Annotated in this window: 13 protein-coding genes and 1 pseudogene; 8 read left to right on the top strand and 6 right to left on the bottom strand. The window is 69.7% G+C overall.

All coding sequences use genetic code 11. The features are described from left to right. The first annotated feature begins 817 nt into the window (after nt 1-817). Entirely contained in the window at nt 818-1,033 is a 216-nt protein-coding gene (locus tag ACIP84_RS00525) for an ANTAR domain-containing protein (protein ID WP_401792789.1), read from the top strand. Between the two features lie 462 nt (nt 1,034-1,495). On the opposite strand, the gene ACIP84_RS00520 is transcribed toward ACIP84_RS00525, so the two are convergent. Continuing rightward, the gene (locus tag ACIP84_RS00520) at nt 1,496-1,870 is read right to left on the bottom strand and encodes a DUF6098 family protein (RefSeq protein WP_401792786.1); all 375 of its coding nucleotides are present in this window, start codon (nt 1,868-1,870) and stop codon (nt 1,496-1,498) included. 240 nt (nt 1,871-2,110) lie between these two features. On the opposite strand from ACIP84_RS00520, the gene ACIP84_RS00515 reads away from it, so the two are divergent. Next, the gene (locus tag ACIP84_RS00515) at nt 2,111-2,749 is read left to right on the top strand and encodes an SMI1/KNR4 family protein (protein ID WP_401792783.1); all 639 of its coding nucleotides are present in this window, start codon (nt 2,111-2,113) and stop codon (nt 2,747-2,749) included. 21 nt (nt 2,750-2,770) lie between these two features. Here the strand turns inward: ACIP84_RS00515 and istB are convergent, their stop codons facing one another. The 3 genes and pseudogenes from istB to ACIP84_RS00500 all read right to left on the bottom strand — a co-directional run bounded on the left by istB (nt 2,771) and on the right by ACIP84_RS00500 (nt 6,902). Next, nucleotides 2,771-3,538 carry an IS21-like element helper ATPase IstB gene (gene istB, locus ACIP84_RS00510; protein WP_401792780.1) on the bottom strand — a complete coding sequence of 256 codons (768 nt, stop codon included), beginning with the start codon at nt 3,536-3,538 and terminating at the stop codon, nt 2,771-2,773. Then, a pseudogene (gene istA / locus ACIP84_RS00505) lies at nt 3,535-4,931 on the bottom strand (IS21 family transposase). Before istA ends, istB begins: the two are co-directional and overlap by 4 nt. 1,296 nt (nt 4,932-6,227) lie before the next feature. Then, on the bottom strand, nt 6,228-6,902 hold the full coding sequence (locus tag ACIP84_RS00500; RefSeq protein ID WP_401792778.1) for a type III effector protein: 675 nt from the start codon (nt 6,900-6,902) through the stop codon (nt 6,228-6,230). Nucleotides 6,903-7,003: 101 nt separating this feature from the next. Here ACIP84_RS00500 and ACIP84_RS00495 point away from each other — a divergent pair, with 101 nt between their 5' ends. From ACIP84_RS00495 to ACIP84_RS00470, 6 genes are all read left to right on the top strand, one after another. Beyond that, a complete protein-coding gene (locus ACIP84_RS00495; RefSeq protein WP_318212446.1) occupies nt 7,004-7,438 on the top strand; it encodes an Hsp20/alpha crystallin family protein in 435 nt (144 codons plus the stop codon). A gap of 90 nt (nt 7,439-7,528) precedes the next feature. Beyond that, on the top strand, nt 7,529-7,927 hold the full coding sequence (locus ACIP84_RS00490; protein WP_401792775.1) for a DUF2267 domain-containing protein: 399 nt from the start codon (nt 7,529-7,531) through the stop codon (nt 7,925-7,927). A gap of 148 nt (nt 7,928-8,075) precedes the next feature. After that, complete coding sequence (locus ACIP84_RS00485; RefSeq protein ID WP_355970066.1) at nt 8,076-8,474, top strand: DUF2267 domain-containing protein; 399 nt, start codon at nt 8,076-8,078, stop codon at nt 8,472-8,474. 193 nt (nt 8,475-8,667) lie between these two features. Beyond that, complete coding sequence (locus tag ACIP84_RS00480) at nt 8,668-9,027, top strand: hypothetical protein (RefSeq protein WP_355970062.1); 360 nt, start codon at nt 8,668-8,670, stop codon at nt 9,025-9,027. A gap of 1,307 nt (nt 9,028-10,334) precedes the next feature. Beyond that, nucleotides 10,335-10,670: a MerR family transcriptional regulator gene (locus ACIP84_RS00475; RefSeq protein ID WP_401792772.1), complete on the top strand. Its 336-nt coding sequence runs from the start codon at nt 10,335-10,337 to the stop codon at nt 10,668-10,670. 246 nt (nt 10,671-10,916) lie between these two features. Continuing rightward, nucleotides 10,917-11,120: a cold-shock protein gene (locus ACIP84_RS00470; RefSeq protein ID WP_048475199.1), complete on the top strand. Its 204-nt coding sequence runs from the start codon at nt 10,917-10,919 to the stop codon at nt 11,118-11,120. A 210-nt stretch (nt 11,121-11,330) separates the two neighbouring features. Here ACIP84_RS00470 and ACIP84_RS00465 read toward each other — a convergent pair whose 3' ends face one another. Continuing rightward, a complete protein-coding gene (locus ACIP84_RS00465; protein ID WP_401792768.1) occupies nt 11,331-13,553 on the bottom strand; it encodes a SpoIIE family protein phosphatase in 2,223 nt (740 codons plus the stop codon). A gap of 215 nt (nt 13,554-13,768) precedes the next feature. Beyond that, nucleotides 13,769-14,161, bottom strand: a complete 393-nt coding sequence (locus ACIP84_RS00460) for a hypothetical protein (protein WP_401792765.1) — start codon at nt 14,159-14,161, stop codon at nt 13,769-13,771. Between the last annotated feature and the right edge of the window lie 27 nt (nt 14,162-14,188).

Genomic DNA, 14,188 nt, shown 5'->3' with positions numbered 1-14,188 from the left:
TGCCGGGCAACGGGTGAGGGCCAGCCGGGAGTTCCGTCCCTGCGCCCGAGTCCGGACGGCTACGTCACGGGCAGCGCCGCTGACGCGTCGGGCGATGAAGCACCGCCGGTGAGGCGGCTTCGGCGCGTTCTAGGGGTACGCGCGTTCGTGCATCAGGCGGCGGGAATCTGCGGGGCCCGCCACTCGGCGAGCCCCTGCTTCTGAGGGAGGTGCTGCAGTGTCTCCGCATAACAGGAGGGGCGGCCGGGTGAGAATGGAACCTGCGGGCGCGGGAGGTGCGGTGGGGGACTCTTCGGCCTCCTCAGAGGGCGCGGGTGCGCCGTTCGGCGCGGAGGACCTCAAGCGGTTGTCGCGGGTACCGGCGGACTCCATGTCGCCACCGCGGGCATCGACACCCCCGCTGCGTTGTGCCGGGCGTGCGTGGACCTGCTCGATGTCACCGGTTGCGATGCGCCGTGTCAGAGTGCTCTCGCCTTGACGGCGCCGGTGCTGGCGGCGACCTGACGGGCGGAACGGACGCGCGTCGCTGGCGGGTCTTCACCCAGCAGGCCGTCGAGCCTGGCGTCCGGGCGGTGTTCTCGGTCCCGCTCGGCACGGCCGGCGCGGCGGTGGGGACGCTCGACCTCTACCGGGACCGCCCTGGACCCCTTTCCGAACGGGACCGCTCCTACAGACTCGGCGAGCCGGTCTGCGCGGATGACCTTCCTGGCCCGGACTCCCCAACCCTGCCCGCCGGAAGACGTCCGGCTCCTCATAGCCCTGGCCGGCACGGCCCCAACGTCCGTGCTGACGGGGAGCCGCGATCCACTGCGTTCCTATGACATCGTCACGCGCACAGGCTGCCCTCTCGGCGAAGGGAGTCCTGGGCATCGCTTCCGGCATGCTTGCCGCCACCGTCCGCTTCACCCCCGCCGAGGGCGGACAGCGGTTGCGGACCTACGCCGCAATCCACCGACAGCGGCCCGCCGGCGTCGCCGAAGACCTGGTGCGGCGACGCCTGACCCCGCTGACAGTCCTCATTCCAGCACCCTGACCAAGCGCCCCGTCGTATGCCCAGCCGGTTGAGATCGCCGCAAGTGGAGTACAGGCGAACTGGCTGCGGCGCGCGAGCTGGACCGGCATGTACGAGAGCCGAAGAGGGCTGTGGTCGCGCAGCGTCACGCTTGCTCGGCGCGACGTGCGAGGACGACGGCCTTTGGTCGACGCGCGGCGCCCTCCGCGGACGACGAGAACGACGAGACGACGACGCGCCGATCGCCTCCGGCCGGGAGGAAAGCCCGGGAGGGCGTGGCAGGTAGCGCGGGAGCGCGACGGGCCGGCCTCGCTCCTCTCGCCAGCCGGGCCGGCCTCGCTCTGCTCGCTCGCCGCGGCCCTGCGTGACGGGTGTCCACCACCGGCACTCTCACACCCGGTGCGGAGTCCGGTCCAGAGGTCCCCATCCGCCGGGCTGCGCCTCGACGTCTCGCGCGGCCTCGTCGATCACGCTCCGGCCCACTCATGCCACCGGCACCACATCGGTGAGCAGGGGCTCGTTGTCAGGGCCCCGGCCGATCTGGGTGCCGTGCAGCAGCCAGGGCCGCACCCGGCGGTCCTTGGCTGCCGGCAGGTGTGCGTAGTCGTACAGACGTCGCGCAATCCACAGGCGCAGCGGACGCTCGCCCCACCACGGCTCGACGTCGAGGGCACTCGCCGACAGTCCAGGCATCGCAATGCCCGTGAGGTCGTCGCGGCTGCTGACCGAGGGCAGATCCGCTGCTGGTCCCAACGACCACCGCACATACACGCCGGTCCTGCCTGCGATCAGACCGGTCAGCTCATCAAGCGAGCCGACCTGCGGCATGGCCTTCGGGGGGCGTTCGTGGTCGTGCATGTCCCAGCGCCTACCCCTCCGCGTGTGCGGCACACCGAACGGGCCGCTACGGATGGTGCGCCAGGCGACCGTCGCGGGCACCTACCCCGCCCGCCCGCACCCACCTGGCGGTTCATGGCGATTGCCGTGTCGGCGTACTCGTTTAAGTGCTCAGCCAGGTACGGATGAACGTGCTCAGCTCGGCATCCAGCACATGAGGCCGGATGATCCAGGCAGGCCGCCGGATGCGACAATCTGGCCATGCCTGAGGAGTCGTCGCGCTGGTATCGGGGCCGCCTGGTCGTGGGGCCGTTCAGGCTGTTCAGGGCTGGCGAGCTTGAAGATCTCGAACGGGAGATCGGGCTGCCCCTGCCGTCCTCGTATCGCTCCTTCCTGGAAACAGGGGGCGGAGGAAGCCTGACGTACTCAGTCCGGCTGCCGGCTTGTGAGCCGGAACCGTTCCAGAGCTTCGACGACCTCTATCAGCTCGGCCGGGACGACGAAGGCGAATACGGCTGGGGCACCTTGCTAGGCGAGTACCGCCGTAGTCGTGATGGGCGGCTAGCCGGTGAGGTCTCGCTGGTCGGCCTTCTCCCGATCGCCCGCAACGGCGGCAGCGACACCCTGTTCCTTGACCTGAACCCCGCCACCCATGGCCAGCTCCACGCCTTCGTTGACGGCGTTCCTCACCCCGGATACCTGTCGACGGGCGTTTTCACCAAAGTCGCTGACGGCTTCGACGACTACCTCGACATGCTCGTCGTCGACCCCGACTTGGGGGCCGACATCTGGGCCGATGTCGCCGACTGCGATTCTACCGACCCTTGGCGGCAGACCGTCGAGGAATGGCTGGACAAAGAACTGCCCGGCTGGCGTGCTGAGCCGTGGGCAGTGGCCTGACTTCCCGGTCGGCGTGGCCGATCAAGCGGCGCTGGTGTCGCGTTCGATGGCGGCGAGCCGGTTCTTCAGCCGGTAGCTGGGGCCGTTGATCGAGACGACGTCGCAGTGATGCAGGAGCCGGTCGAGGATGGCGCTGGCGAGTACTTCGTCTCCGAAGACCTGTCCCCATTCGCTGAAGGTCTTGTTCGAGGTCAGGATGATCCAGCCCTTCTCGTAGCGCTTGGAGATGACCTGGAAGACCAGGTTCGCTTCGGCTCGTTCCAGCGGCTGGTAGCCGACCTCGTCGACGACGAGGAGGCCGGGCCTCAGGTAGGTGCGGAGCTTGCTGTTGAGGCGTCCGGCGGCTTCGACGGCCTTGAGCTGGCGGACCATGTCGTCGAGGGTGGCGAAGTAGACCGAGCCAGCGCGGCAGGCGGCGACCGAGAGAGCGACCGCGATGTGTGTCTTGCCGACCCCGGGCGGTCCCAGCAGGGCTGCGTTGGCTTTGGCCTCGACGAAGGCGAGAGTGGCCAGGTCCTTGATCTTGCGGGGGTCGAGTTCGGGTTGGAAGGCGAAGTCATACTCCTCCAGCGTCTTGTGATGCGGCAGCTTGGACAGCCGCAGGCCCTGGCGGAAGCGCCGGTCGTCGCGAGCGGCGAGTTCCTCGGCCAGGACTAGGTCGAGGAAGTCGAGGTAGCCCATCTTGGCCTCGTCCGCCCGGCCGGCGTACTGGTTCAGGCTCTCGGCCAGGTGGGGCAGGCCGAGCCTGGCGGCTGTGGTGCGGATTCGGGTGCTGACCAGCTCGCTCAACTGGGCTCCTCCTGCATGGGGTGGTTGGTGAAGGGACGGGTCCCGGTCAGTTCGTCATAGACGGACAAGGGTCTGCGGCCGACGTCGACGCGGACGGCCGCGGCCCGGTTCAGGAGAGCCGTCAGGGAGTCGGCCGACTCCTTGCCGAGTGCGTTCTGGTGACGGGGCTGCGAGGGAACGCCACCGGTGGTGGTCCGGCGGTTCTTCCCGTCGGGAAGACCGTCCCAGTGCTTCTCGTCGACGACGCAGGCTCCGCGGCCGACGGCCCTTGGGTGGATAGCCAGCAGGGTGTCGCCGTTGGCGTCGGGGACGGTGGAATGTAGGCGGATCTGGGACTTCGTGGCCCTGACTTCCACCAGCTGACGTGGGCGGACCTTGCGGGCCGGCACCGAGTAGAGGTTGGCGTCGAAGGCGACCAGGCAGTCCTTGCCGACGTAGCGAAGGTGCCGCTGAGTGACCGCATAAGGCGTCGCCGGCAACGGCCGCAGGGCCACGTGGTCGCGGATTGCGCGGTGCCCGATCACCTCGCCGTGGGTGCCGTGGGACCTCGCCCGGCTCAACGGCACCCAGGCATTGAAGGCGGAATCGAGCTCCTCGATGGAGGAGAAGGACCGTCCGGCCAGGACGTGGTCGCGGACGATCAGGACTTGCCGCTCGACCCGGCCCTTCCCGGTAGGCGGTAGGCGGCCAGCACGTCGATGTCGAAGTCGTAGTGTCCTGCGAACCCGACCGCTTCCGGGTGCAGTGGAACGGCCTCGCCCGGGGCGACGTGGCGTCGGACCACGGTCTTGGTGCGGTCGTAGACGATCGACATGGGCACCCCGCCGAAGTGGGCTAACGCTTGCCGGTGGCAGTCGAAGAAGGTGGCCAGGTCCTGGCTGGTGGTGAAGCAGCAGAACGGATCCCTCGAGTAGGACAGGGTCATGTGGAACGAGTAGACCTTCGGGATGCCGACGTGAGCGAGGATCTGGCCTTCGTCTCCCCAGTCGACCTGGGCCTGTGCTCCGGGCACGACCTCGAACCTGCGGTGCAGGCCGGCCAGCTCGCCTGGACTGATGCCCAGTTCCTCCGCGATACGGGGTCGTGCCTCCTGCATGTAGAGCTTGACCCGCTGGTAGGCGCCGGTGAAGCCGTACTCAGCCACCAGCCGCTCGTGCACCACGGCGCCTTTGATCAGGATCTCGGACCGCAGCATCGCGTCGATCAGCGGCGCGACCGCATCGACTTTCCGCCGACGGCCATGTCCGGGCGCGGCCCGACGGGGTGGGGCGACCGGAGCTTCAGAGGACAGGTACTTGCGGACCGTGCGGCGGTTGAGCCCGGTCCCCTTCGCGATCTCCGACAGGCTCATTGCCCCGGACTCGAACAGCCCGCGGAAACGTCGAAGCTCCATCCATCGTTGCGGGTCCAAGACCACGGTCAGCCGCCCTCCGCCACCCTTCACAGGCCGGCAGCAGACTGCCCACGATTACTCCTGAGTACGTCCGCAGGCGGGCACGTTCATCCGTACGTGACTGGGCACGTTCACGTGTACCCCGACATGCCGGCCTGACTCCACCCCACGTATCCCCGACGCTGCACCCCGGGGTGCAGCCCCGTCTCCTGCCCGCTTCTAACCGTCGACCGCCCGCATCACCTGCTCGGCATTTGGGCAGGGCCACGGAGTGCCACAGAGTGCGCAATCCGGGTGCGCCTCGTTCGCGGGGCGGTGGAGCTCCAGCATGATCATCGATCGGCGAAGCGACTCGCGCGCCTCGTCATCTTCGGCGTGCTCCCTGGCTGCCGCGATGTGCGCCCGCGTCGTGGAGTACCGACGAGACTCAGGAGTGTCCAGCACGGTGGATACCGCCTTCCGGCCCGATCGGAGCAGAGTCTTGAGCGAGGGCGTATGAGCGGGAATCGGATGATGCATCACAAAGTAGCGTAGAACAGGCGACTGGTGATGTTCCAGGCTTGGAGGGGACTGCTCTCGTGTGCCACGCCTGGCCGGTTCAGAAGCGGACGCAAGGGCCGCGGCGCCCGTACGCTGAGCGCCCCGCTCCTTGGGGGAGTCTGCCCTCCCCGAGCCCGGGCTGACCGGCGACGAGATCGAGGCGCGCCCGTGACCGCCCGCTGTACGGAGGAGCCCCACGAGGCCGGCGAGGGGAAGTTCGAGCAGCATGGCTCGAAGACCGCCGAGGGCGAGGAGCTGAGGGCCGCGCCGGTCGCCGTCCTGCGCCTGGAACGCCCGGATGCGCGAGAGCGTCCCTGGCGGCTTCGCGCTGGACGCCCCCGCCGGGGACACATCACCACCGTCCCCGGTGCACACGCACCTCTGACCTGAACGGCGGCACCGGAGGTTTGGCTGGCCCGTGGTCAAGCGGCCTGTCGCAGAAGCCTCGGTCGCCCACCGGGCGGCCAAGGTTAGGACCATAGGCGCCTTTCCCCCCGCCGAAAGGTCAACCGCCTTCGGTGCGTCGCCCGGTGCAGGGGCCGGCGTCCGTTGAGTACAGCGCGGTCGGCCGACGGCGGTGGGACAGCTTCTTTTCTCGCCCAAGCCTTGGTGGGGGAGGGGCACCAGGTGGCAGGGGCGATGTCTTGTGAGGCGCCGTCCGGGGAGGGGGCCGGGCGCCGGCAAGGATCGTGGGGCAGGGCGGCGGCAGGATCGTGCGGCCGGTCAGGGGCCAGGAGCAGCGCCGCGAGGTTCCGGTCAGGGGTGTGAGGTGTGGGCGCGGCGGTGGTCGCTTTCGTCGCGGAGGCCTTCGGTGTGGCGTGTCAGGTCGTCGACGCGCTTGGCCAGGTCGTGATGGAGGGGGGTCAGGTGGGAGTGGGCGCGTGCGAGTGGTTCGAGGAGCTGCGTGGGGTCGCTGTGTGCGAGGGCCGCAGAGAGGTCGGCCTGTGTGTCCGGGGGCAGAGTGTCGAGGGCGGTGATCTGTCCGGCGAGTTGGCGTAGGTCGGCAGCGTGTGAGCGGGCCCAGGCCGTGACGGTGCGGTCGGCGGCGCGGCGGTCGCGGATCGTCTGGACGCGTTGTTCTCCGGTGGCACCAGGGCTGCCGGGGCGTACACGGAGGTAGCGGCGCTCGGCGGCCTGGCGGCTGGTGACGCCGAGAGGGTGGGCGAGGTCGGCCCAGCTGGCGCCGGCATCCCGGGCGGCCTCGATGAAGCCCGGCTCCCACGCGGCGAGCTGCTCGCGCAGCTCACGCAGGAGCAGGAGGGCGGCGAGCGCTTCCTCCGACGAGCCGCCATGTGTCGCGTCGGGGGTGGTCGCGGACCGGGCTGCCCGTACCGCTCCGTCGATGGTGGCCAGGGCGGCGAGCGCCGCGGGAAAGGTGACGGGTTGGTCGGCTTCTGTCACAGCGCTGCGCCTCTCCGTAGTGTCGTCCATTCGTTGACGCTCCACTTGTCGTCGTTCGGATGACATGCTACAACGGTGGCAGATGCAGCGCATTGGCAGTCACTGCCTGATCCCACTGGAGGTGTTTCGCGATGTTGATGCGCACTGACCCGTTCCGCGAGCTCGACCGCCTCGCCCAGCAGATGCTGGGTACGACCGGCACCTGGTCACGGCCTTCCGCGGTACCGATGGACGCGTACCGTGAGGGTGACGTCTACGTCATCGCCCTCGACCTGCCCGGCGTCGCACTGGACGCGATCGACATCGACGTCGAGCGGAACATGCTGACGGTCAAGGCCGAACGCCGCCCCGTCGCCAAGGCCGACGACGTCCAGATGGAGCTCTCCGAGCGGCCCCTCGGCGTCTTCTCCCGGCAGCTGATGCTGGCCGACACTCTCGACACCGAGAAGATCACGGCCGACTACGAGGCGGGCGTGCTCACGTTGCGCATCCCGATCGCTGAGCGTGCCAAGCCCCGCAAGATCACCATCGGCCGGGGCGACGACCGCAAGCAGATCAGCGGCTGAACCGTCGTAGGCCCGGGAGCGGAGGGCGGAAGCCTTTCCCCTTCCTCCGTCTTCCGCTCCCGGCCTCCGCGTCCACGCAAGGGGGTCGTGATGGGACTGAGCCGGCAGACGTTCCTCGACAGGGTCCAGGAACGCGGTGACTACAGCTCGCCACAGGAGGCCGAACGCGCCGCCCGCACGGTGCTGGCGCTGCTCGGGGCCCATCTGGTCGGTGACGTGCGGGCCGCACTCGCCGCCCGCCTGCCGGAGACCTTCGCTCTGGTGCTCCTCAACCCGCTCCAGGCCACCGAGCCTCTCTCACCGGAACGCTTCGTACGCGCGACGGCCGCCTGGATCGAAGGATCCACCGAGCGGACCGCGGCCTGGGACGTCAGTGCCGTCCTCAGCGTCGCCGCCGACGCGGCCGGCGAGGAACTGACCGCCCAGATACTTCTGCAACTCCCACCCGGCTACGACCTCCTCTTCGGCCGGCCGCACCACCTCCGGTAAGCCGGCACCTTCTGGAATGTGTTCGCTCCGCCCGGTCCACGGACCGGGCCCGAAGAGAACGGCGATCTCCACCGGCATGACTCTTCAGACCGAGACCACGACAACACCCGCCCACGGGAGCATCACCACCGCGGCGCCCTACTCCCAGATGCTCGAGCGTGTCCGCTACGAGGGTGCCTACCCCACCCTCGAACGCGCCGACGAAGCCGTCCAGTCCGTACTCGCCGCACTGGGACGACAGCTCGTCGGCGACGAACGCGTCGACCTCGCCGCACGCCTCCCCGTCGAGGCCGCTCTCGTCCTCACCGCCCAGGTCCCCGCCGTCACATCCCTCACCGGGTGGGAGTTCGTCAAGGACCTCGCCGAGCGCACGGGCAGCACACCCGCCAGCGTCCGCTGGAACGTCGGTGCCGTCCTCGCCGCCGTATCCCAGCTCGCCGGTCACGAACTCCTCGACCGCATCATCGACCAGCTGCCCTCCGGCTACGCCCTTCTCTTCGGAAAAGCCGAACTTCACCAGCCACGGCGCAGGACCGGCCCCCGCTGACCTGTCCCCCCGCACGTGCACCCCGTTCAACGGCGGCACCGGAGGCTTCGGGTGTCCCATGGCCGACCGGTTCCCCACAGCGACCTCGGCCACGCGGCGTGCCTCGGGTGGGAAAGGCGCGGCGCACCCCTTCTCGCCCAGTGGCACGACCGGTTGAGGGGTCGCGGCCACCATGAATATAGGATCGGCTCCCATGTCGAAGCTTGACGAACTTCTTGTTGACGTTGCCGCGCTGGTGGAGTCGGGGCAGAGCAATCAGATGTCCCTGACCGTGGTCACCGGTGGAGCTGTCATCACCGGCCGGCTGGCGCCTGAAGCGGTGTGGAGGCAGCGGGTCTCAGAGGTCCTGGCGGACTCCGCCCGCCTGGGAGAGTTCTCCGCCGCCTTCACTACCCCGACTCGCAGGGGCGGGACGCCCACGCACCTGCACTTCCACATGGCGCGGATCCTTCAGGGCACGGTCGGGATTCCGGAGACGGGCGGGATGTACCGCGTGTCGATCGCGGACGTCAGTGCCTGGACCATGGGCGACTTCAGCTACTCCGATCACTGACCGCGCATCCTCAGGGAGCCCATCCACCGATACGCGTGAGGGCCCGACCGGCGGGTGCCGGGCGGGCCCTCACGGCTGCCCGAGTGTCGCGCGCGGCGCGGTGATGCGACGGAGTGCGGGGAGTCGGCAAGGCGGCGGGAGTCGTGACTGCCGAAGAAGCCCTTGCGCGCCCGGACGAGCCGCTGTACGGCCGATGGGCCGCCGCCGAGGAGCAGAGAGCGTCGGTCCGGAACGCGAGCACCGAACCCGCCGGCAGGTGCAGCGCAGCGGCCTCCGTGCGGCTTCCCGGTCGCCGGGTCCTTTGAGCTGGCGCTCCCCGACAGCAGAGCCGCCCGGGCCGCCGACCCCACGACTGCCCCGACCCGGGGCGGGCGTACTGGCCCCGGGTGAATCCCTGGTCGCGCTTGCCGGTGACAGAGATCCGCTGGACGTGCCCGGGGTCACCGCGTGGACGGCGGTGGGGACTCCGCGACAGGAGCGACGCCGCACCCTCGTGGCGTGCCGTGGGGCAGTCATGGCGCTGGCGCTCGGGATGTTCGATTACCTCATCACCCGACACCGGAAAATCTGTGTCGGCCGAAGTAGACATGAGGGGGCCGTGTGGATATGGTTTCTCTCGTACCCAAGGGAGACCGAAGGGCCCGGCAGAGACGAACTGCCGGGCAGCAGTACCAGCAGGTGCAGTTCGCAGGACGGTGCGGTGACGGAGTGTCGAAGCCAGAGTTGGTGGATGGCGACGGGGCTGGTGACCGGACCGGGTGGCCCGCAGTGATCAGGGGCCGCCCTGGCAGCACCCGTAAGTGCAGTGCGTAGTACCCAGCAGTGCAGTTCAGTGGTAGTACCTCGGTGAAGGCGTCGACTGCGGACGCGCGCACCGGGACGTTCGGCAGTGGGGTTCCAAGCCAGAGCAGACGCAGGACGGGCAACGGGGCTGGCTGCCGAAGTGGCGCTGGGACAGGCCACCAGCAGTAACGCAACACCAGTAGTTCGCAAGGAACAGCAGTACGCAGTAACAGCAGTACGCAGTAGCGGATGTAAGTGATTGACCAGAGGAAAGAACGGAGGAACCCGCGCCATCAGGATCGCCCGGGCGGAAGTCTTGAACCCGGGTACCGCAGGACATCGATAGTGAGGTGGTCTCCGGTCAAGCAACCGCGATCCCCGCAGCCCCGGCAGCATCGCGGTCGGGACAGCGGACACAGAAGGCCGGCGCAGTAAGAGGGCCGGCAGGTGGTGTAGTAGTTCCTTCGGGGCCCTGGTGCCGTACGGCACCAGGGCCCCTCAACGCGTGTCACGGAGAGGTGCAGATGACAGCAGACGACTCGTACGGGCGTCTCGACGACGACTACCCCGCCTACACGATGGGCCGGGCCGCCGAGATGCTCGGCACCACCCAGGGCTTCCTCCGCGCCATCGGCGAAGCCCGCCTCATCACCCCCCTGCGCTCCGAGGGCGGCCACCGCCGCTACTCCCGCTATCAACTGCGCATCGCCGCACGCGCCCGGGAACTCGTCGACCAGGGCACACCGATCGAGGCCGCCTGCCGCATCATCGTTCTCGAGGACCAGCTCGAAGAGGCGCAGCGGATCAACGCCGAATACCGCCGCGCGGCCGAGTCACCGGATACGACGGACTCGCCCTGACCTGAGCGGTGCCTGCGGCCTCTCGACGGGCATACCCGCCGGGGGTCAGAACACGGCGCGTAGTCGCTCCATGTGGTGACGGCGCGTGCGGGCGTGTACCGTCTGCGTCAGCTGTCGTGGTTCGGAAGTTCCCTTTGCCCACGCCTTCGGCGTGGGCGTTTTGCTGTGCTGTGCCGCAGGAACCAGGGCGATCACCTCCGCCTTCCGCATCGTGTGGGAGGCGTCCATCGACTGGAAGGCATGAACATGGCTACGGGAACTGTGAAGTGGTTCAACGCGGAGAAGGGCTTCGGCTTCATCGCCCAGGACGGTGGCGGCCCGGACGTGTTCGCCCACTACTCGGCGATCAACTCCTCGGGCTTCCGTGAGCTCCAGGAAGGCCAGACCGTGACGTTCGACGTCACCCAGGGCCAGAAGGGCCCCCAGGCGGAGAACATCACCCCCGCCTGACCCTCCCGCACGTCCGCTCGACGTCGCCTTGCCACCCGGGTTCCGCGCTGTCGCGGGGCCTTCGGCATCAGGTGCGGCGGCCCTGGAGGTGGCAGACCTCTCGGGCCGCTGTGCCGGGGCGGTCGTGACCGGGTGAAGCCCCTGCCGATCAAGATCAGCAGTCGGGCCGGAGGGGCGTAGGCCGGGATCCGGATAGATGCGTGGGGCCCGTCACCTGTGCCGCCCCTCCTGGGTGAAGCGCAGCAGGAGCAGGGCGACGTCGTCGGTACGGGGGGCTCCGCCGCGTGCTTGGCCGACGAGGTCGTCCGCCAGGGCGTTCACCGGGTGGAGTTCGTGGGTCGCGGAGATGCGGGCGGCGACGGCCGCGATCCCATCCTCCAGGTCCTCGCCGGGAACCTCGACCAGTCCGTCGGTGTACAAGGCGAGCAGGTCGCCCGGCTCGAACGGGATCTCGACAGCCGTGTATGAGGCCTCCGGGTCGATGCCGAGGAGCAGCCCGGGCGGCAGGTGCAGCGTCTTCGCCGGACCGCCGGCACGGCGCAGCAGCGGGGGCGGGTGGCCGGCCGTGGCGAGGTGGGCGGTGCGGGATGCAAGGTCGATGTGGGCGTACACGCAGCTGGTGAACAGCCCGGGTTCGAGGTCGGTCAGGAGCCGGTTGGTGCGGGCGAGGACCTCCGCCGGAGGGTCGCCGGCGGTGGCGTGGACGGCTGTGCGGACCTGGCCCATGAGAGCTGCAGCGTTCACGTTGTGGCCCTGGACGTCGCCGACAGTGGCCGCCACGGTGGTGTCGTCGATCCGGATCAGGTCGTAGAAGTCGCCGCCGATGTCGAGCCCCCGCGCCGCCGGCAGGTAGCTGGCAGCCACTTCGAGGTGCGGGACGCCGGGCAGGGCGCGGGGCAGCAGGCCGGTCTGCAGACTGTGGGCCAGCTGGTGGGTCGAGTCGTACAGTCGGGCGCGGTCCAGGGCTTGGGCGATCAGTCCGGCGAGGGAGGTCAAGACCGCCCGTTCGCCGGGGACGAACGTGTGAGGACGCGCGTAGGCCAGGATGAGGGTCCCGATGGGGCGGCCGGACGCGGTGAGGGGCAGGAAGGCCCACGCCGCCATGCCGTCCCCGATGACGACAGCCGGGAAGGCGGCCGCGAGCTCGCCGGCGTTTGCGAAGAACAGGGGCTCGCCCGTGCGCAGCCCATGGGTGCTGGCCGTGTGGATGCCGAGCGGGATGCCGTCGTAGCGGGCCATGAGCTCGGCCGGGTAGCCACGGAAGCCGACGATGCGCAGGCGCTGCTCTTCAGCCACCAAGAGGGCCAGGGCCTGGGCGCCGAGCGCGGGGACGAGGAGGTCGGCGGCCTGGTCGACGACGTCGCGGGCGTGAACGGCCTTGGTGAGGGCGGCCGCCAGGTGCATGAGCTGGTAGAGGGCGGTGGCCCGGCTGGGTGAGGGCTCTGCGGGGACGGCTGGCGGCGCGGCGGGCGACGGAACGGGCTCGTCGGCGGTGACCGCGGTGATGCGCACGCTGATCCCGGTGCCGTCCGGGTAGAGGTCGAAGCGCAGGCAGCGGCCGATCGGGGACGTGACGGTGAAGCTGCGCGGCAGTCGGCTGATCGCTGCGGCCCGGTAATGGTCCTCGATGACAGGGGTGTCCATCCAGGGCAGCGCTTCCCAGGGCAGGGCTCCGCGGAGCCCGGAGACGGGTGCGCCCAGCATCTCGGCCGCCTCGGCGGTGATGAAGGTGATCGTGCCGTTCAGATCGAGCGCACAGTTGCCTCCGGGTAGCCGGCGGATGAAGGCCATGGCGGCGGCCGCCTCGGTCGGCCCGGGCGTGGGAGAGGGAAGCGGTCGCAGCATGACCGGGTGCACCGGCGGACGAATGGGGTGTCCGGTGTCGGCGGCCCGGCGCAGATGGTTCGCGAGGCGGCCGCAGGCCGCGTCCACGGCGCCGCGTTCCCGGTCGGTCAGGGAGGGCGCGTGGGAGCCGGGCCACAGGAGGACGAGCCCGGCCCCGGTGGGCACCGATGCCTCCGGCGCCGGGTCGGGGACGAGCGGGGCGGCGGCAAGAGTGAAGTCGTACGGCAGGACGAGGCCGAGGCGCGGGTAGCGTCGGGCCGTCTCCTCCTGGCCGCCCAGCCAGACGAACCGCCCGTCGCGTACCGCGTCGGCAACCGGGATGACGTCGTCCATGACGACCCGGGACCAGGGGAGCGCGAATTCGCGCGACAGACCGAGGGTCATCGCCAGATGCAGAACGCGCCGGCTGGGGTCGGGCAGATAGAGCATGCCGACGGACGCTCCCGTGGCCGCGCAGACGCGGATCAGGGCCTCACTGAGTTCCCGACGGCGATCAGTCTCCTCGACATCCTCGACATCCTCGACGCCCCCGACGAATCCGGCGGGCTCGGGCGGCTCGGCCCCCTGGTCCTCTGGAAGGTTTCGCACTCATCCATGGTCCCCCCACATCCCGCACAGGCTGGAGTACCGGCCCACGTCGGCGAGCCCGCGCGGTCGGCCGAGGCCGTCGGATTCGGATGTCCGTTCCCCTTGGCGACGTCAGGAATGCCGAGAACCAACGGTTGGAGCGAGCCCCGATGCCCTGTTGAGCGAAGCGAGGATGCGTGTTCTCTCATCGCACGCAGACCATCGAGCCATCCCGGTCACGCGGCGGGTGTCCGGCTCCGCGGGGGTTCGGTCGAGAGGAGCGACCAGATTCTTCTCCCTTCGGCAGAGGCATCGATGCCGCAGCTCACCGTGCCGGTGACCCCGGCGAGCGTGGCCAGCACGGTCTCGTCGGGCTCGGCCCCGGTGTGACTGAGGACGACGACGAGGATCATGCCGTCCTGGTCGGCCAGGTGGACGCTCACGCGCTTGCCCGCGTCCTTCACGGCCGTGTCGACGAGAAGACGTACGGTCTGCTCCAGAAAGCCGTCCACGGGGTGGCTGTACGCCCAGCCGCGCACCGTGTGTGTGACGTGGCGGACCGCCTTGCCCGCCGCCCAGGGGGCAGCGGGCAGGACCCAGTTGCTGACGCGCCGGTTCCTCACAGCCATGCGAGGACGACGGGTCTCTATACGGGC

It is taken from the genome of Streptomyces sp. NPDC088707, from assembly GCF_044752725.1.
Lineage (GTDB): Bacteria > Actinomycetota > Actinomycetes > Streptomycetales > Streptomycetaceae > Streptomyces.
The sequence above is the reverse complement of the archived record's forward strand: the minus strand, read 5'-3'. Positions and strand labels throughout refer to the sequence as shown.

Bases quoted from the DNA above. Each gene is read 5' to 3' on its own strand.
- ACIP84_RS00525 (WP_401792789.1), top strand. From the start codon at position 818: ATGACATCGTCACGCGCACAGGCTGCCCTCTCGGCGAAGGGAGTCCTG.
- ACIP84_RS00500 (WP_401792778.1), bottom strand. From the start codon at position 6,902: ATGGACGACACTACGGAGAGGCGCAGCGCTGTGACAGAAGCCGACCAA.
- ACIP84_RS00460 (WP_401792765.1), bottom strand. From the start codon at position 14,161: ATGGCTGTGAGGAACCGGCGCGTCAGCAACTGGGTCCTGCCCGCTGCC.
- ACIP84_RS00485 (WP_355970066.1), top strand. From the start codon at position 8,076: ATGCTCGAGCGTGTCCGCTACGAGGGTGCCTACCCCACCCTCGAACGC.
- ACIP84_RS00495 (WP_318212446.1), top strand. From the start codon at position 7,004: ATGTTGATGCGCACTGACCCGTTCCGCGAGCTCGACCGCCTCGCCCAG.
- ACIP84_RS00515 (WP_401792783.1), top strand. From the start codon at position 2,111: ATGCCTGAGGAGTCGTCGCGCTGGTATCGGGGCCGCCTGGTCGTGGGG.
- ACIP84_RS00520 (WP_401792786.1), bottom strand. From the start codon at position 1,870: ATGCACGACCACGAACGCCCCCCGAAGGCCATGCCGCAGGTCGGCTCG.
- ACIP84_RS00490 (WP_401792775.1), top strand. From the start codon at position 7,529: ATGGGACTGAGCCGGCAGACGTTCCTCGACAGGGTCCAGGAACGCGGT.
- ACIP84_RS00480 (WP_355970062.1), top strand. From the start codon at position 8,668: ATGTCGAAGCTTGACGAACTTCTTGTTGACGTTGCCGCGCTGGTGGAG.
- ACIP84_RS00470 (WP_048475199.1), top strand. From the start codon at position 10,917: ATGGCTACGGGAACTGTGAAGTGGTTCAACGCGGAGAAGGGCTTCGGC.
- ACIP84_RS00475 (WP_401792772.1), top strand. From the start codon at position 10,335: ATGACAGCAGACGACTCGTACGGGCGTCTCGACGACGACTACCCCGCC.